The sequence below is a fragment of the Metabacillus herbersteinensis genome (genome assembly GCF_042433335.1).
Classification (GTDB): domain Bacteria; phylum Bacillota; class Bacilli; order Bacillales; family Bacillaceae; genus Metabacillus; species Metabacillus herbersteinensis.
The window spans coordinates 85,024-103,399 of the sequence record NZ_JBHLVO010000008.1; the positions used below are offsets into that span (position 1 = coordinate 85,024).

The 18,376-nt window shown below is 37.1% G+C and carries 19 protein-coding genes and 1 riboswitch; of the genes, 9 read left to right on the plus strand and 10 right to left on the minus strand.

Annotated elements, in window-relative coordinates:
• Positions 1-5: 5 nt before the first annotated feature.
• The 4 genes from ACFFIX_RS11785 to ACFFIX_RS11800 form a co-directional block, all read right to left on the minus strand.
• Entirely contained in the window at positions 6-2,024 is a 2,019-nt protein-coding gene (locus ACFFIX_RS11785) for an ABC transporter ATP-binding protein (RefSeq protein WP_378934112.1), read from the minus strand.
• Positions 2,021-3,778 (minus strand): multidrug ABC transporter ATP-binding protein BmrC, encoded by a 1,758-nt coding sequence (bmrC, locus tag ACFFIX_RS11790; protein WP_378934115.1) that lies wholly within the window; start codon positions 3,776-3,778, stop codon positions 2,021-2,023. The genes ACFFIX_RS11785 and bmrC overlap by 4 nt, the downstream gene beginning before the upstream one ends.
• Positions 3,779-4,217: 439 nt before the next feature.
• Positions 4,218-4,535, minus strand: coding sequence for a YbjQ family protein (locus ACFFIX_RS11795; RefSeq protein ID WP_378934117.1), 318 nt, complete (start codon positions 4,533-4,535; stop codon positions 4,218-4,220).
• Positions 4,516-4,719: a hypothetical protein gene (locus ACFFIX_RS11800; protein ID WP_378934119.1), complete on the minus strand. Its 204-nt coding sequence runs from the start codon at positions 4,717-4,719 to the stop codon at positions 4,516-4,518. Before ACFFIX_RS11800 ends, ACFFIX_RS11795 begins: the two co-directional genes overlap by 20 nt.
• 221 nt (positions 4,720-4,940) lie before the next feature.
• On the opposite strand from ACFFIX_RS11800, the gene ACFFIX_RS11805 reads away from it, so the two are divergent.
• From ACFFIX_RS11805 to nhaC, 5 genes are all read left to right on the plus strand, one after another.
• The gene (locus tag ACFFIX_RS11805; protein WP_378934121.1) at positions 4,941-5,273 is read left to right on the plus strand and encodes a hypothetical protein; all 333 of its coding nucleotides are present in this window, start codon (positions 4,941-4,943) and stop codon (positions 5,271-5,273) included.
• Between the two features lie 170 nt (positions 5,274-5,443).
• Positions 5,444-5,602 carry a hypothetical protein gene (locus ACFFIX_RS11810; RefSeq protein ID WP_378934123.1) on the plus strand — a complete coding sequence of 53 codons (159 nt, stop codon included), beginning with the start codon at positions 5,444-5,446 and terminating at the stop codon, positions 5,600-5,602.
• 74 nt (positions 5,603-5,676) lie between these two features.
• A complete protein-coding gene (locus ACFFIX_RS11815) occupies positions 5,677-5,997 on the plus strand; it encodes a hypothetical protein (protein WP_378934125.1) in 321 nt (106 codons plus the stop codon).
• A gap of 82 nt (positions 5,998-6,079) precedes the next feature.
• Entirely contained in the window at positions 6,080-6,592 is a 513-nt protein-coding gene (locus ACFFIX_RS11820) for a universal stress protein (protein ID WP_378934127.1), read from the plus strand.
• 251 nt (positions 6,593-6,843) lie between these two features.
• Positions 6,844-8,208: a Na+/H+ antiporter NhaC gene (gene nhaC / locus ACFFIX_RS11825; RefSeq protein WP_378934129.1), complete on the plus strand. Its 1,365-nt coding sequence runs from the start codon at positions 6,844-6,846 to the stop codon at positions 8,206-8,208.
• A gap of 65 nt (positions 8,209-8,273) precedes the next feature.
• On the opposite strand, the gene dat is transcribed toward nhaC, so the two are convergent.
• The gene (dat, locus tag ACFFIX_RS11830) at positions 8,274-9,107 is read right to left on the minus strand and encodes a D-amino-acid transaminase (RefSeq protein WP_378934131.1); all 834 of its coding nucleotides are present in this window, start codon (positions 9,105-9,107) and stop codon (positions 8,274-8,276) included.
• A 226-nt stretch (positions 9,108-9,333) separates the two neighbouring features.
• Positions 9,334-9,522: riboswitch (cobalamin riboswitch) on the plus strand.
• 42 nt (positions 9,523-9,564) lie between these two features.
• On the opposite strand from dat, the gene ACFFIX_RS11835 reads away from it, so the two are divergent.
• Together ACFFIX_RS11835 and ACFFIX_RS11840 are read left to right on the plus strand one after the other, a co-directional pair.
• Positions 9,565-11,952, plus strand: a complete 2,388-nt coding sequence (locus ACFFIX_RS11835; RefSeq protein WP_378934268.1) for a ribonucleoside-diphosphate reductase subunit alpha — start codon at positions 9,565-9,567, stop codon at positions 11,950-11,952.
• A gap of 19 nt (positions 11,953-11,971) precedes the next feature.
• Complete coding sequence (locus ACFFIX_RS11840) at positions 11,972-13,018, plus strand: ribonucleotide-diphosphate reductase subunit beta (protein ID WP_378934133.1); 1,047 nt, start codon at positions 11,972-11,974, stop codon at positions 13,016-13,018.
• A gap of 54 nt (positions 13,019-13,072) precedes the next feature.
• Here ACFFIX_RS11840 and ACFFIX_RS11845 read toward each other — a convergent pair whose 3' ends face one another.
• From ACFFIX_RS11845 to ACFFIX_RS11860, 4 genes are all read right to left on the minus strand, one after another.
• Positions 13,073-13,180: a YhdX family protein gene (locus ACFFIX_RS11845; RefSeq protein ID WP_378934136.1), complete on the minus strand. Its 108-nt coding sequence runs from the start codon at positions 13,178-13,180 to the stop codon at positions 13,073-13,075.
• A 300-nt stretch (positions 13,181-13,480) separates the two neighbouring features.
• On the minus strand, positions 13,481-14,065 hold the full coding sequence (locus ACFFIX_RS11850) for a GNAT family N-acetyltransferase (protein ID WP_378934138.1): 585 nt from the start codon (positions 14,063-14,065) through the stop codon (positions 13,481-13,483).
• 126 nt (positions 14,066-14,191) lie between these two features.
• Positions 14,192-14,767, minus strand: coding sequence for an ATP-dependent Clp endopeptidase proteolytic subunit ClpP (gene clpP / locus ACFFIX_RS11855; RefSeq protein ID WP_378934140.1), 576 nt, complete (start codon positions 14,765-14,767; stop codon positions 14,192-14,194).
• Between the two features lie 17 nt (positions 14,768-14,784).
• Positions 14,785-15,495: an RNA polymerase sigma factor gene (locus ACFFIX_RS11860; RefSeq protein ID WP_378934142.1), complete on the minus strand. Its 711-nt coding sequence runs from the start codon at positions 15,493-15,495 to the stop codon at positions 14,785-14,787.
• A gap of 270 nt (positions 15,496-15,765) precedes the next feature.
• Here ACFFIX_RS11860 and ACFFIX_RS11865 point away from each other — a divergent pair, with 270 nt between their 5' ends.
• Entirely contained in the window at positions 15,766-16,341 is a 576-nt protein-coding gene (locus ACFFIX_RS11865) for a thioredoxin family protein (protein ID WP_378934144.1), read from the plus strand.
• 230 nt (positions 16,342-16,571) lie between these two features.
• Entirely contained in the window at positions 16,572-18,044 is a 1,473-nt protein-coding gene (locus tag ACFFIX_RS11870) for a SulP family inorganic anion transporter (protein WP_378934146.1), read from the plus strand.
• Positions 18,045-18,082: 38 nt separating this feature from the next.
• Here ACFFIX_RS11870 and ACFFIX_RS11875 read toward each other — a convergent pair whose 3' ends face one another.
• The gene (locus ACFFIX_RS11875; RefSeq protein ID WP_378934148.1) at positions 18,083-18,241 is read right to left on the minus strand and encodes a hypothetical protein; all 159 of its coding nucleotides are present in this window, start codon (positions 18,239-18,241) and stop codon (positions 18,083-18,085) included.
• Positions 18,242-18,376 lie beyond the last annotated feature (135 nt).

Sequence of the window (18,376 nt, forward strand, 5' to 3'; positions counted from 1 at the left end):
TACTTTCACATTGCTAAAGAATTCTGCTTCCCTTTTTGCAACTCATACATCTGATAATACTTGCCTTTTTCCTTCATCAATTCGTTATGGTTACCACGTTCAACGATTTCTCCTCGGTCTAAGACTAATATTTGATCCGCATTTTTAATCGTTGATAAACGGTGAGCAATAATAAAGGTTGTTCTTCCTTTTTTCAGCACTTCAAGTGCATCTTGAATAATTGCTTCAGTTTCTGTATCGATACTCGCTGTTGCTTCATCTAAAATTAGGATAGCCGGGTTAAAAGCAAGTGCACGAGCAAAGGAAATGAGCTGACGTTGACCAGAGGAAAGTGTGCTTCCTTTTTCAATAACCGGTTCATCAAATCCTTTTGGTAAATGCTTCAATAATGTTTCCGCACCTACATCTTTTAACGCTTTTTCGATCTCTTCTCTAGAAATATGTTCATTTTCAAGACTAACATTTGAAGCAATCGTACCGGTGAATAAAAACGGATCCTGCAAAACAATTCCCATATGCTGACGGACCGCCTGTCTTGGCATCTCCATAATGCTCTTTCCATCTATTGATATTTTTCCTTCTTCTATATCATAAAAACGGAAAAGCAAATTCATAATTGAGCTCTTCCCGGAACCCGTGTGACCAATAAGGGCTATTGTTTCTCCTTGCTTAGCTTCAAAGTTAATATTTTTTAACACATACTCTCCTTCTTTATAGCCAAACCAAACATTTTCGAATGTTACATTCCCTTGATAACGAGGCAATCTTTCTTCATTAACAGGTGTACCCTCTACATTCAGGAGCTCAAAAACTCGTTCGGATGCCACTCTTGCTTGCTCAAGCTGTGCAAGCTGATTAACGATGCCTGTGATTGGTTGGAATAAGCGGTTTAAATAGTCGACAAATGCATAAAGTACACCTAGTGAAACGATTGATCCAACACCTATTGAAGCGCCTCCAAAATACCAAATTAACGCGACAAACGTAATATTTCGAAGCAACCCAACAAGATTATGCGAAAGTAGTGAATTCAAGTTCAATAACTTGTTTTGAAAATGAAAATGCGATTCATTTATCGCTTCAAATTCTGCTTTTGATTCTTTTTGTCGACGGAATGCTTGAATAATCGTCATTCCTTGAATGGACTCATTAATCATTCCATTTAGATCACTCACTAGTGAACGAATTTTGTGATTATATGTTGAAGCATACTTTCGATAGACAATCATCCAAACGACGAGTAAAGGTAATATCGTCATACAGATCAACGCCATTTTTACATCTAGTAGAAATAAAGCAACATAAATTCCAGTAATGTAAATGGCACTTGTGAAAAATGTTGCAAGTACTGCGACATATAGTTCACGAATTGCTTCTGTATCATTGGTTACTCTAGCGACGACTTTTCCAGCAGGCAAATTATCAAAATACTTAACCGGTAAACGCTGAATGTGCTCAAACACATCTTGACGCATTTTTTGGATGATTCGGTTTGAAGTAACCTGTAAATAATAGCTCTGTCCATAATGGAAAAGTGATGCAACCACTAATAGTCCAAAATAAATCGAAATTAATTGGATGAGCCCTCTTATTCCTGGCTCATAAAACTGAACTAACTCTTCAGTTGACAATGGTGTTGCAGCGTAGCTTGTTTCTTCCTCTCCACGCTTAATAATCATGCTTCCATCATTAAAGCTTCGTTCGCCATCAAACTCAATCTGCTCTGGGATAAAGAAATATTCTCTATCGACCTGCAGAATGCGAATTGGATCTTGTTTTTCTTCTGATGATTCAAGATAATCCGTACGTGTGTACCAAGACCCATTATATGAGACGGCATTTGATGTTTCATCCGTTTCATACCATGTTCGTTCAATTCCTAAAATGTGATCATCAATCATTTTTTTTGCTATAAACGGTCCCGTTAATTCAGCGGCTACCGCAGCTGTAAGCATAACGAGTGCGATAATGAGCGTTTTCTTATATTGAAGGGCATAATTTAGTAACTTTCGGCCTGTACTCATGCTGACACGCCCCCTTCATTCTCTGATTCAATTTGTTGACGTACAAATTGTTCTTTATACCAACCCTTTTGTGCTAATAGCTGTTCATGTGTTCCTTCTTCGACAATTGCACCGTTATCCATGACAATAATCCAGTCCGCATGTTCGACTGCTGATAAACGATGAGTTGTGATAAACGTTGTTTTTCCAAAACGCTCGCCTCGAATATTGTTAATGATATTCGTTTCTGTTTTCGCATCAACCGCTGATAACGCATCATCTAAAATAAGAATTTCAGGATTAATAAGTAGTGCCCTAGCAATTGAGATCCGTTGTTTTTGACCCCCTGATAAGGCAACACCCTTTTCACCGACAAGTGTGTTCAATCCCTCTGGGAGAAGCTCTAGATCTTTTCTGAAAAATGCCAGATCAATCGCCTTGTTCAGTTCGAGTTCACTGCCATCACTTTTTCCAAAGAGGATATTTTCTTGCACAGTTCGCGAGAAAAGAACATGATCCTGAGGCACATAACCGATCCATCTTTGTAATGTATTCATTGGAATGTTCTCAATTGGCACATCCGAAATAGTAATATTCCCCATCCCATTGGGATATTGTCTAAGAAGCTGCTTGATAATCGTCGTTTTTCCACTACCTGTTTTTCCGACAATCCCTATTGTTTCACCTTGTTTAACAGTAAGAGAAACATTAGTTAAGTTCTTTACTTCAGATGTTGGATATTGGAAGGTTACTGAGTTAAAAGAAATTGTTTCTGGAACCTTTACATCTTTTGGTGTAGACGAATCCTTGACATCTGGTTCATATGAGAGTGTTTCATTTACACGATCTAAGGACGCGTTTCCTCGTTGCATGATATTAATTAATTCACCTATTGCAAACATTGGCCAAATCATCATCCCTAAATAGACATTAAATGAAACAAGCTCACCTAACGTGATTTCTTTATGGAATACAAGATAGGCACCATATCCAAGTCCAATTAAATAACTAATTCCAACTAGTAGCTTGATCGTTGGCTCAAACAGCGCATCAATTTTCGCTACTGCGACATTTTTTTTGTAAACTGTATCAGTTAATTTGTTAAAGCGATTCACATCTTCTCGCTCCTGCACATATGCACGGATAACGCGAACACCTGCAACCGATTCAAGCACCTGATCATTCAAATCACCAAATGAATCCTGTGCTTCTGTATAGAGCTTATGAATTCTTTTCCCATAGATTTTCATAGCTATTGCCATTATTGGAAGTGGAATAATTGCCGCTAAGGTAAGCTTCCAACTAATGAGAATTCCCATCGTTAAAAGAATGGTTAGCATATACATACTCGAATCCACTAGTGTTAAAATTCCAAAACCCGTTGTTAAAGAGATGGCTTTTAAGTCATTGGTAGCTCTTGCCATTAAGTCCCCGGTGCGATTTTTTTCATAAAAGCGCGGTGTCATCAGTAAAAGCTGACCCATGAATTTTGAACGAAGGATCTTCTCAATCAGATGTGAACCACCGAAAAGATTGTACATCCAATAATACGTAAGCGTATATGCCACAACCCCTAAAACAATAAACGAAATAATGTATTGAAGAAGTAATTCGCTTGTTAAATTTCCAACTTGTATGTGGTCTATCACCGTTCCAAGTAGCTTAGGTGGAAGGATTTCAATGACGTTTACAATAAGTAACAGGATGATTACAATCAAATACCTCTTCCAATACTGTCTAAAAAACCAGCCTAACTTTTTCAAAACTGAAAACATATATACATCTCCCTGTTGTCTTCTTAATAACGTTCACTAGCCGCTTTCTGGATCTCCTTGTGTAAGAGTTGTCTTATTGTTTATGAATACAATCATAATTTTTCCTCCTTGTTTTTTCTTATATAAAAAGGCATACCGCCCTTAGCGATATGCCTAATTAACACAAAAAAGGCACAAATCACGCGTGGAAACGTGACCTGTGCCTTGGTGATTTAATGCAAACTTAAATCATTGAAAGGCAAGGAAGGGCCACGTTAGTATTTTTAACGATTGAACGAACAACTGTATCAACAATTAATTTTTTCATAACGCAACCTCCTTTACCAAATTATTGTAGTTTTAAACTCTTAGCTAGATTACCACTATTTTCATTATTTTGTCAATTAGCACATTTGATATTTTACAAATTTTTCTAAGCTTGAACTAGCAATAAAGTGAGTTATTCACCAATTGTAACAGCAGTACCATACGCAATGATTTCTGAAGCATTCTGCATTACAGCTGAAGATTCTAGTCGCATACATACAATCGCGTTGGCGCCTTTTGACTTTGCATCATCCACCATTCTACCGATCGCTTTCTGCCTTGCCTCTTCCATCATTTCCGTGTATTCCTTGATTTCTCCACCGACAATTGTTTTTAACCCAGCCATTATGTCACGGCCTATGTGTTTCGATTGAACAGTACTCCCTCTTACAAACCCTTTGTATTCCTTTGTTTCTTTTCCTGGAACAGATTCAGTAGTCACGATAATCATGTTCATCATCCTCCTTTTTTTCATCGTACCGATTTTTTATGAACACAATCAGTAGTCCAATAAGTGCTATTCCATAAATTATAAACAAAATTGCTGCTATATGAATGTTAATAAACAAAAAAAGAATACCAGTCAATTGGGTCACAACAGCCGTAATTAAACAAAGATATTTCAGTGCTTCCATCCTCGTACTCCTTTTCTTCTATCCTTTATTAATAGTATACCTTTTTCCAATTAAGTATCTCAAAGCTAATTTCAGTCCAAAAAGACTAGTTTATTTTTCAAATGAATAGTTTTTTTATTTTAAATCGATGATGAAGAAGGACTATCTCACTATTTATCAGCTAAAGAGTTTCGAATTTCATAAGGGGAGGTAATTAAGAAGTAACAAAACAACGTATAACTTTGGAGGGGAAAACAATGAGTGAATTAATGACAACTGACTTACATATTCAAAAGCAATTAAGAATGGAACAAGTATTAAAAATTAATCAGTTAGCAAAATCCTATAGTGGGCAGATCTATTTGCTAACTAACAAAAAACACATTGTTGATGCCTCAAAATTACCTTCTCTTATGGCATTTCTACTTACACTAAAAAATGGACAGCCATTAAAAATTATTATTGATGGCTACAACCCAGCAAGCATGATGCAGGAGTTAGAAGAAATATATGCTATAAGATCAGTAAGATTTTCAAAACAAGTATGGCACCCTGCAGTTAAGGTGAAAATATAACAAATGTTTGGTCACCTATGAATTTTAAAAAAATATTAGTCAAAAAGGAGTATGTCTTATGTTACGTACAATCTTAATGGTCGTTGGAGCAATTGTTGTGATCGGTTGGTTAATTAGCTTATTTTAAAATCGTAAAGTGCACGAAAATGTGATGAAGGGAGAGCATCATCATGGCAGAATATAAGCGAGTTAATGTAGAACAAAAAGAGGAAAATAAAACAAATCATAGTTTAGTTGGTGCAACTTTTATCAAATATGCAGCATATCTAGTCATTTTTTTCGGAATTATATGGTTCTTAATCAGTTATATTTTACCAATGTTCAACTAACCTTTCACTCAGCTGTGTTAAACAGCTGAGTTTTTTATTTATTGTTGCAAAGGGCACAAGTGCACTATCTTCCGGTGTCTTTTCAGAAAAAAGAGGGCATTCCCAAACATGTATCAAGCAGCGAACTTGAGCAATGGGCGACACGCGCATTATTACTTAAAGTAAAAGTTCCTTTTAAACGCGCAGTACACTCCTATCAGCAGTCTGGAAAAGATTTAGTTGTTTCCTCCCTACCACTTACCAGTCTCTTATTAATTGACGAGGAAACCGTGGAATATTTAGTCAACACATGGAAATGGAGCGCCCTGCCAACTAGCAGCTCTTCATCTTCAAGTGATGGAGACTCATACGGTGGTGACAGTGGTGGTGGAGGTGACGGCGGTGGAGCTGATTAATGGGCTTTTCTCAAGGAAATGATTATGGTGCTAAATTTAGGGTATAAAATAGTAAACTCTTATTATGAAGGGATTGAAAACTATGAGTACCTTTGAACATGTCGTATGTGCATATGATGGAACAGAAAACAGTAAGGATGCATTAAAACTTGCCATAAATGTGAGCAAACAATTATCTTCTACTTTATCAGTCGTTCATGTACTTCAAGAAAAGAAACGATCTGCATACCGATCAGCTGATAATATCCAGGTAATACCAATAGGTGGTTATGGTACAGATGGACTTCTGAATTCCCCTACAACTGGATACGTTCATGATAATGTCGAACAAGAGAATGTTGACATCACTGAAAATACGGCCATACAGTTAACGTCTGAAGCTAGACAAATATTAGAAAATAATAATAGCGCCGCAGATATCAAGCTACTCGAAGGTGATGCCTCTGAAGCCATTGTCTTTTTCGCTGAGGAACATAAAGCAGATCTTATCGTAATGGGTAGTCGCGACATCAGTGGATTAAAGAAATTACTCTATGGAAGTGTAAGTGAGAAGGTTTCAAAGCACTCCAACATTCCAGTATTAATTGCTAAATGAAAAGACTGCTTTTAGTAGTCTTTTTTTCTTCCCTAAAAAAAAACTTCTGAAGCCACAGGCTCTTAGATAAATCCGAACACCCACATTGAATTCTCCAGAATAATTAAACTACTCTCTCACTCATTGACACAGAATATTAGATTGATATAATACTTTTATACACAAAAGCATAAAAGCGTTTAAGTGATAAATTAATTTCCCTCTAATGCTAGCTTCTAGCTCCCAAAGAGGGTTTAAGGATGGTATAAACAGTGCAAAACAACCAGAATCTTTTCACATACCGTCAAGCAATCTTGACGACAATAGGCATTCTAGGAATTATTTTCATCAGTTTGTTTATTTTTAAGACCGAGCCGCATATTCCTCTTCTTGCTTGTATTCTAATGGTGTCATTCGTTGGAATAACGAAACGAGTCGCATGGAAAGAGCTAGAAGATGGAATGGTAAAAGGAATACAAAGTGGTGTACAGCCAATTATTCTTTTAGCACTCATTGGTCTTTTAATTGGAGCATGGATGTTCAGTGGGACAATTCCAACTGTTATTGTCTATGCTTTGTCTGTGATAAATCCTACCTATCTATTAATTACAGCATTATTTTCATGTATGGTCATCTCTTCATTAGTTGGTAGTTCATTTACAACAGTTAGTACGATTGGTGTAGCACTAATGGGTGTTGGAATTGCAACTGGGTTACCACTTGAGTGGGTAGCAGGGGCTGTAATTTGTGGGGCATGCTTTGGTGATAAAATGTCACCGATGTCTGACACAACAAATTTCGCATCTGGTGTATCTTCGGTTCCTTTGTTTACTCATATTAGGCACATGACAAAAACCACTGTCCCAGCCATTATCATTACTGCGATCATATTTTTAATGCTTGGGTTTTCAACTCCTATTAATGAAGCATCACTCTTAGTAATGAGTGAAATGGTAGCCGTCATAAATCAGCATGTGGCAGTTAGTATGTGGACACTACTTTCTCCTCTACTCGTCATAGTGTTAGCTGTTCGGAAGTTTCCTGTTATCCCTGCTTTTACAATTGGAATTATTTCTGCTGGGATAACAGGCATACTCGTTCAGGATGCGAGTATAGGACAATTTTTAACAACCTTACAAAACGGCACAACCTTCACCGTTGAGAACGAACAGGTAAGCAATATTTTAAATCGCGGTGGATTACAATCGATGATGTGGTCGATCTCGCTGATTATGATCGCATTTGCTTTAGGTGGACTTTTAGAAAAATTACAGATCATTACAACGTTATTAACTGGGCTTTTTGAACGAATTCAGTCTCGTGGCCAACTGATTCTCTCAACTGTCGCCTCCTCTTTAGGTGTAAATCTCTTAACAGGAGAACAATACTTATCGATCTTAATACCTGGACAAACATTTAAACCATTGTACGAAAAAATGGCGATTGATCGTAAATACTTATCTCGATCCCTCGAAGATTCGGGCACACTTATTAACCCGCTCGTTCCTTGGGGCGTTAGCGGAGCATTTTTCGCTCAAACATTAGGTGTCTCAGTTATCGACTACTTGCCATTCGCCTTTTTTCTATATATCTCTCCTTTATTTACGATTTTGTTTGGATTTAGAGCGAAAGGATAATACAAAAAGAGCCGCGTAAAAATCGTTGAAATGATTTTTATGCGGCTCTTTTTATTAAATTTTCCCTAAGGTGTGATTTTCCGAAACAACTCCTGGAGCCTTTTAGTTACTTCACCAGGCTTCCCTTCACCAATTACATCTTCCTCAATTTTTGTTACAGGAACAATTTCAATCGTTGTTGAAGAAATAAATGCTTCATCAAAAGAAGTTCGCTCATTAATGTAGAGTTCTTTTTCCATAAAAGGTATTCCATTTTCACTACAAAGCTCTATAATTTTCATTCTTGTAATTCCATTCAAAATCAGGTTATTCGCTGGATGTGTATAAACAGTTCCATCCTTCACTGCATAGAAATTTGTTGAAGATCCTTCAGTGATTGTGCCATCACGATGCAGAAGTGCCTCATATGTCCCTTTATCTAAGGCCTCTTGCTTTGCCATAACATTCCACAATAAATTTAAACTCTTTATATCACAGCGAAGCCAGCGCATGTCATCAACAAGGTTCACTTGAACACCATTTTGTTGCTCTTGAGCAGGTTTTTTTCCAGGTAACGGATACGCGATTAATACAGGTGTAACCTTATCGCCCGGAAATGAATGATTTCTTAAACTTACACCTCGAGAAACCTGTACATATACAGCACCATTTTGCACTGAGTTTTCACTCACTAACTCTATAAGTCTCTCTTTTAATACATCAAGACGTAGTGGTAGTTTCATTCTAATTTGATCTGCACTTCTCGCAAGTCTTTCTAAGTGCTCATTTATAGTGAACAGTTGTCCTTCATACACCCGCATCACTTCGTAAACGCCATCGCCAAATTGATAACCCCGGTCTTCTATATCAATTGCCACTTCATCTCTATTCAACAGTTGATCTTGTAATAAAACGCGCATATTCTACTCCCTTTCGAATCGGAATTTTAACAATCTTTTCCCTAGTATGACATGGTTACAGATTTTATTAAAGAGCTAACCCTGAGAACTTTTTAGAATGATCATATTCAATTCTTTTCGACAATCATCACTTTTTAGTTGAAAAGAAACGACTAGTCCTATATGATGTTTATATAAGATACACACTACATATTGAATTAACAATAACGTTAGTAACTATATATAGTATTAACTGTAAGAACAGGTGCCAAGTTGGCATAATAGGGAATCTGGTGAAATTCCAGAGCTGTCCCCGCAACTGTAAGTGTGACGAACTGAGAAAAGCCACTGTACAATACATCAAGATATCGTATGGGAAGGACTCTAAGTAGGATTAAGCACAAGTCAGTAGACCTGCCTGTAACTTGCAAAGTTTCGAATTCTTCGGGGACCTGAGAAGATGAAACGATGGGATAAAATGAAGGTTATTTGGGTTACCTTCTTCATTGTGCTATCGTTTGATCCACTCAATCTACGAGTGGATTTTTTATTTTTGTTAAACAGGAGGATGACAATGACAACACAATTGACCCAGACGTTGATAAAAAATAGTAACGATGGAACTGTAACTCAATTTGATTCTTTAAAATTGCAGCGCTCTCTCGAAAACCTTGGACAAGACTTCCTTGCTCTCCCATTAGAGAACTTCATTGAACGAGTTCTTCTATCCATCTCACAAAGGGAAATGTATTCCTCCGAACAAATAACCAATCTACTAATCTTAGAAGGTTTATCACATATTAGTGAAACAGAACCCGATTGGACGTACTTTTGTGCACAGCTTTTTCTGAAAAAACTTTATGCAGAGTCTGCACACGCTCGTCACTATCCAAAGGAAGAAAAATACGGCCCCTTTTATGAGCTTCTCACAGCTTTGGAATCAAAAGGAATCTATAGCACATTCTTAACAACCTCCTATTCGAAGGATGAAATTGAAGAGCTAGGTGCAATCATCAACCCCGACAACGACAAGCTATTTACATACATTGGACTTCGTACCTTAAGCGACCGTTATTTAGCCCGAGATTTCAACAAGCAAGTGTACGAGCTCCCACAGGAACGGTTTTTAATCATTGCGATGACTTTGCTTGCAAATGAGGAGAGAGAAAAACGCTTATACCTAGTTAAAGAAGCATATTGGGCGATGAGCAATCTATATATGACTGTCGCAACTCCTACTCTCTCCAACGCAGGAAAACCAATCGGACAGCTATCAAGCTGTTTTATCGATACGATCGATGATAGTTTACAAGGAATCTTTGATAGCAACACTGATATTGCGAATTTATCAAAAGCAGGTGGCGGAATTGGCACGTATCTAGGTAAGCTGAGAAGTCGTGGCAGTGATATTAAAGGTTTCAAAGGAGTATCTTCTGGTGTCATTCCTTGGATGAAGCAATTAAACAACACAGCTGTAAGTGTTGATCAGCTTGGGCAACGAAAAGGAGCAATCGCGGTTTATCTTGATGTTTGGCACAAAGATATCTTTTCCTTTTTAGATGCAAAATTGAACAATGGTGATGAACGTCTAAGGACCCATGATTTGTTTACAGGCGTTTGTATTCCTGATTTATTTATGGAACAGGTCGAAAAGCGTGGTGAATGGCATTTATTTGATCCCCATGAAGTTCGTCGAGTAATGGGATACAGCTTAGAAGACTATTTCGATGAGGAAAAAGGCAATGGAAGCTTTAGAGAAAAATACTGGGATTGTGTGAACACCCCTACTCTTTCAAGAGAAACTATTCCGGCCATTGATATCATGAAGCGGATTATGATTAGTCAACTTGAGGCAGGCACACCTTATATGTTTTACCGCGATGAAGTAAATCGAAAAAATACAAATTCTCATGTTGGAGTGATCTACTGTAGCAACCTTTGTACCGAAATTACTCAAAATCAAAGCCCAACGATTCAGGACGAGCAGTACACAGAAGACGGGAAAATTATCACAGTGAAAACACCTGGTGATTTTGTTGTTTGCAATCTCTCATCTATTAATCTCGCCAAAGCTGTAACCGATTCCGTTCTAAAGAGATTAATTCCTATTCAAGTTCGGATGTTAGACAATGTCATTGATCTCAATAACATCCCAGTTTTACAAGCAAAACTAACCAATCAGAAATACCGTTCGATTGGGTTGGGAACCTTCGGATGGCATCACCTTCTAGCATTAAGGCAACTAAAATGGGAAAGTGATGAAGCAGTCGCTTATGCGGACAAGCTTTATGAGGAAATCTCTTATTATACGATCCAAGCTAGCATGGAATTAGCAAAAGAAAAGGGTGCTTACTCTGTTTTTCATGGTTCAGATTGGGAAAATGGTTCCTATTTTACAAAGAGAAATTACAAAACAGCAGGGAGTAGCCTCCCATGGGATGAACTTCGCGATAAAGTAAAAACGTTTGGCGTTCGCAACGGCTACTTGATGGCTGTTGCACCAAATGCTTCTACTTCAATTATCGCAGGAAGCACAGCAAGCATCGACCCTATATTTCAAAAAGTGTACTCCGAAGAAAAAAAGGATTACAAAATTCCAGTCACAGCGCCTGACTTAAACGCAGAAACAACATGGTATTATAAATCAGCTTATTTTATCGACCAACACTGGAGTATCAAACAAAATGCAGCAAGACAACGTCATATTGATCAATCTATTTCCTTTAACTTTTATGTTCAAAATACGATTAAAGCAGTAGAGCTCCTAGACCTGCACCTTGCCGCCTGGAAAGCAGACTTAAAAACGACATATTACGTCCGTTCTACTTCCAGTGCGATTGAAGAATGCGAATCCTGTGCTAGTTGATCAAAAGGGAGGTAACACAATGACAAAAACGGCGTTAACAAAACGCGTTCTCATGGATCCAACCGCTCCAAATCGTTCGACAAGGATCATTAACGGAAAAAGTTCAAATATTCTTAACTGGGATGATACTGCCTACGGATGGGCATATCCAAAATACAAAAAAATGCTTTCGAATTTTTGGACACCATTTGAGATTAATATGTCTCAAGATATTAAGCAGTTCAAAGAGCTAAGTGTCGATGAGCGAGATGCCTTTTTAAAAGTCATTGGACTGCTCGCATTACTCGACAGCATTCAAACAGATTATGCTGGAAAAGTTGCCGACTACCTTACTGATTCCAGTGTAAATGCGCTGATGATTATTCTCGCACAGCAGGAAGTGGTCCATAACCATTCCTATTCCTATGTTTTATCAAGCATCGTTCCGAAGCATATTCAAGACGAGGTATTTAATTATTGGCGATCTGACCAGACTTTACGAGATCGCAATGACTTTGTCACGAACGGCTATCAAGCTTTTGCGGAAGAGGCTAATGTCGAAAACCTATTAAAGTCGATCGTCTATGATGTCATTTTAGAAGGATTATTCTTTTATTCCGGCTTTGCTTTTTTCTACAATCTGGCCAGAAATCAAAAAATGGTCGCAACAAGCACAATGATTAACTACATTAATCGTGATGAACAGATCCATGTGGATTTATTCGTAAAAATTTTCAAAGAAATTCTAAATGAATATCCAGAATATGATACACCTGAGCTAGCCTATTTCATCCAACAAACATTTAGAAAAGCAGCGGAATTAGAAATCGAATGGGGCCGTTCTATACTTGGAAATAAAATCGATGGCATCAACATGAAGGATGTAGAGGACTATATTAAGTTTTATGCAAATGTTAGGTGTGTTCAGCTTGGCTATGACAGACCTTTTGAAGGATATCGTACTAATCCTTTAAAGTGGATTAAAGCGTACGAAGATGTTGATCTTGGTAAATCTGACTTTTTCGAGCAAAAGTCCAGACAATATACGAAGGTGAACTCAGTAGATAATGGGTTTGATGATCTTTAAGTAGGGAGGGTTATGCCTCTCTCTTTTTTCAATTTAAAAAAAGAGAGCGAAAAATCACTCTCTCTCGTCTTTATGATCATCAGCTAATAATTGTGCTTCATACATTTCTTCGTCTGTTTCAGCCTTAATTCTCTCTTCTACTCGGATTCTACCTTTTCCCATTGTGGTATCCCTCCTTCTGAAAAGTTACCCTCATTATAAGTTATCTGAATCTTATGTAAACATGAAATTTGTACTATTTTATAGAAAACAATTAACATCTTGCTAACTCCCATCATTAATTTACAGGAATTTACATTTAGTAACCGAATATATATAGTTTCTGAAGGCTTAGTTAGAAAGGAAGCGGGTCTAGGGTCTAGGCGCTAGAGCTGGATTCAGCAACACAGACTTAGTATCAAATTATATACTTTCGATATTTAAAAAAAGTAGCTTTCGTCGAGACTTTGGCTACTTTTTCTATTAACGATGTAAAAAACCTTCCAATCTATGCTTCACATCTGGCCATTCTTTTGCAATAACACTGAAAATAACTGAATCTCGAACAAAACCATTCGGTAGAATCCTATTTTTTCGTAATGTTCCTTCTTTCTGTGCTCCTAATCTTGCAATTGCTTGTTGTGACCTCTGGTTTCTCGCATCTGTTTTGATTTCCACTCGATTAAGGTCAAGAGTTTCAAAGCAGTGCTTCAACAGTAAATATTTACTTTCAGTATTCACTCTCGTTCTCCACACGCTTGAGTTTAACCATGTCGAACCTATTTCAAGACTTTTGTTTTCAGGAGAGAGCACGAGATAACGAGTGCTTCCTACTATTTTATTGGTTTTAAGATCCTTTATCGTGAACGGGTACTGTGTACGTTTTTCTCGTTCAATAATTGCTTGTTCAACTACATCATGCATTTGTTCTAAGGTTGTCACCTTCGCTGGTAAGTAAGTCCAAATATTGTCATCCTGAGACGCTTCGAATAGGTCGTGTGCATGTGAGGTTTCCATTGGAATTAACTCAACACGCTCCCCTTTTAAGACGAGGTTTCTTTGAATCATGCTAGATCATTCCTTTATGTAAAGTTGTAAGATCATTAAATTCTACTTGTTGTGTTCATTTTCCTTTAAATAACGAAAAAAACCTAGAAGGCCTGCGTATCACCTTTTAGGTTTTTTCAGTTAAAGCTATTCGATTATCTCATCAATAATCCCGTATTCCTTGGCTTCTTGTGCAGACATAAAATAATCTCGGTCCGTATCTATCGCGATTCGCTCCAGTGGTTGACCTGTTCGTTCGGAGATGATCGAGTTGATATGCTCTCTTAGCTTTATAATTCGTTTTGCTGAGATTTCAATATCTGTCGCTTGCCCACGTGCACCACCTAGAGGTTGATGAATCATGATCTCACTATTTGGTAATGCATATCGCTTACCTTTCTTTCCTGCGAGCAACAGCATTGCACCCATTGAAGCAGACATTCCCGTGCAGATTGTTCGCACGTCAGGCTTGATATAGTGCATCGTATCCATAATAGCAAACCCTGCTGAAGTCGAACCACCTGGGCTATTAATATAGAGAGAAATATCTTTTTCTGGATCTTCAGCAGCTAAAAATAACAGCTGTGCAACAACTGTGTTGGCAATTTGATCGTTTATTTCTGAGCCAATCATGATGATCCGATCCTTCAGAAGTCTTGAGTAAATATCGTATGATCGCTCACCTGATTTTGTTTGTTCGATTACATAAGGAATGGTTGTCATGGTATTGCCTCCTATTTTTAAGAAGCAAGAGACATTACCTTCATACTAGATTGAGCGTAAGGTTGAATGCCTCTTGCTCTTATCGTCTGTTTTGAACCACGCACTTTTCTAAGAATGATGTTCGGATTATTTTGTTTAATTGACTCTATTGTCAAATCAATAAATTGCTTCTTATCAGTATCAATCCAGTAAGAATCAACGCTTTTGATTTCTGGATTTTCTACTTCCGAGTATTTTTTCAGCTTTTGACGAGATCGAAATAGTAACGTTTTTACGGCTGTTTCGTTTATTTTCAAAGTTTCAGCAATTTCATCTAGCTGATTACCAAAGAACTCTTTTAGTAAAAAAACCGTACATTGTTTTGGTGTTAAACAATTCGTTAGTGTTTCGATTGCTTCAACGATCTCTTCAAATTGAGTCGATTCTTGAAAAAACAATTCAGGAATTTCGGCTTGAAGTGTTTCTTTTTTGACCTTTTTTAATGTGTCAATCCACTGGTGATAAGCTACTTTACGTAGGAAGGATTTAGTCACTGTTGTTTCACCCACGTTTTCACGGTCCAATTTCTTGAAAACTTTTACCATCGTATCCTGAACTAAATCCTCAGCATCCCAACTGTTTTTTGTTAACCAATAACAATATTTCATCAATGAAGGATAAAACTCATTCATATCCAATGACTGGTGAGTATTTCCTTTAACCAATTTTTGACCAAGCTTGGTAGTCATTTATAACACCCCTTGTGAGAGCTCTCAATATAGTAACGATTTACGAACGTAAAAAGATACGGGTTCCACTTGTTTAATTATGTGAGTTTTTAAAGTACACTTCTTCACAATTATCCAAACTCCCTTTTTTATCTTTTACGAATTACACATTATTCTATCCTCTTGAAGGAAGAATGAGCAAAAAGCAATTTATCAGGCATCTTTCTCGCTTTTCTAATCAAGATTTGATATTTTAAGTAGAACATATTCTAACTTTACGAGGTGAAAGAGATGAACCTTAATGATTGGTATTCAAAAGGACTAACATTTGAACAATACCGTGAAAAAATGACCGTTAACAAAGAAGTTATGCTTTCAATATATGAACGATTCACGTTAAATGAAGATGACATTTCATTTCTAGAAAAAATTCAAGCAAGACAATTAAAGGTGATTGTTTTAACTGAGGATTGGTGTGGAGATGCACTTGTAAATAATCCGATTTTAGTTCGAATTGCTGAAGCTGCTAACATGGCGGTTCGCTTCCTACTCCGCGATCAAAATTTAGAACTCATGGATCAATACTTAACAAACGGAACTGCGCGTTCGATTCCAATTTTCATCTTCATTGATCAAGAAGGTAATGAAAAAGCTGTATGGGGACCGCGAGCTCAAAAAGTTCAAAAGCTAGTTGAACAAGAAAAAGCTACTCTCCCTCCAAGTGATGCACAAAACTTTAAAGAAAAACAACTGGAGTTTATTCAACGGTTAACAAAAACCTATAGCCAAGATGAATCATTATGGGAACATATCTCCTATAGTATTATTACTACACTTAAGGAAAAGGATTTACATCATCAGGAATAGTTGAGAAAACGATGCTTAACAATGCATCGTTTTTTATTTTTCCTTTGTGACAATCTTCCACATAGTTTAAGCATTTATCCGCTATTTAAAGCATCCGTATGTTTTATGCGCTTACATAAGACTACATAAAAATGAAAATCGGTGGTATAATCATCTACGTTAATAACGGACCCGACTTTCATGAGAGTTGAAAGTCATCATCATAAAATATTGGAGAAAGAGGTGCTGTTTTGAACGTACAAACAATTAAACAAGAATGGTTTGGAAATGTGCGAGGCGATGTTTTAGCTGGAATCGTCGTAGCTTTAGCTTTAATTCCTGAAGCGATTGCCTTTTCTATTATTGCAGGGGTAGATCCAATGGTTGGATTATACGCTTCATTTTGTATTGCCGTTGTAATTGCTTTTATTGGTGGCAGACCTGGGATGATTTCAGCTGCTACAGGTGCAATGGCGTTAGTAATGGTAACATTAGTCGCGGATCACGGCTTACAATATTTACTTGCTGCTACGATTTTAACCGGTATTATCCAAATTATTATGGGCGTATTAAAGCTTGGGAAGCTGATGAAATTCATCCCTAGATCGGTTATGGTTGGGTTTGTGAATGCACTTGCCATATTAATTTTCATGGCCCAATTGCCTCACTTTGTTGGCGAAACTTGGGTGATGTATGCAATGGTTGTTGGTTCATTAGCTATTATTTATATTTTACCTCGTTTTACAAAAGTAGTCCCATCACCACTCGTTGCAATTGTCGTGATGACGATCTTTGCAGTTATTTCAGGAGTTTCGGTTCGTACAGTTGGAGATATGGGAGAATTAACGCAAGCTTTACCGTTGTTTCTCATTCCTGAAATTCCTTTGAATTTTGAAACACTACAAATTATCTTACCTTACTCTATTGCATTAGCATTAGTTGGGTTACTAGAATCTCTGTTAACTGCTCAAATTGTTGATGATATGACAGATACAGAAAGTGATAAAAATAGAGAAGCAAAAGGGCAAGGAATTGCAAACATCGTTTCAGGTTTCTTCGGTGGCATGGCCGGTTGCGCGATGATTGGTCAATCTGTCATTAATGTTAAATCAGGAGGACGTGGAAGGTTATCCACACTAGTTGCTGGTGCCTTTTTAATGGTCCTCATACTTCTATTAAATAATATCTTAATTCAAATTCCAATGGCAGCTTTAGTCGGAGTAATGATTATGGTTTCAATTGGAACCTTTGATTGGTCTTCATTGAAGAAGCTACCTGTGATGCCAATCACAGATACTGCTGTTATGATTGTAACCGTAGCAACAGTTGTCGTTACACATGACCTTTCTAAAGGTGTTTTAGCTGGAGTATTATTAAGTGCCATTTTCTTTGCAGCTAAAATTTCAAAGGTTGCAGTTGATACAACTTATGATCAAAATGATAACAAGAAGATTTATATAGTTAAGGGACAATTATTCTTTGCATCCGTAACAGATTTAGTTGCAAAGTTCGATTTTAAAGAAGAAATTGAGCACGTCGAAATTGATTTCAGTCATACTCATCTATGGGATGACTCAGCTGTAGGTGCTGTTGATAAAATCGTTATGAAGTTCAAGAAAAACGATACGATTGTTAACATAGTTGGCCTAAATCATGATAGCTCACATTTAGTAAAAAAATTAGCCGTTTATGATAAACCAAACGCTAAAATGGCGAATCATTAAAAAATAGACCCAGTGATTTGAAATCACTGGGTCTATTTTTATTCTTCATCAACTCTACTCGATAAATCTTTTCCAGATAACAAATTGAAGGATTGAGTCAGTAGTAATGCGGACCCAGTTGCTTCCTTTGGATGCTGAACAACTTGTGCTTGCTTGAAAACGTCATCTTGGTAGAAATTATTATCTTCTTCAGTCACGAGTATCATCCTTTCTTCCTTTCTTAGTCTGTCCTATGAAAGAAGGAAAGAATTCTCTCCAAATTTTAGGTTTTTAGCGATTATTAATTTAAATTCAAAGTGAATTAAGCGAAAAAGGCTGTTAATTTGTCGAGA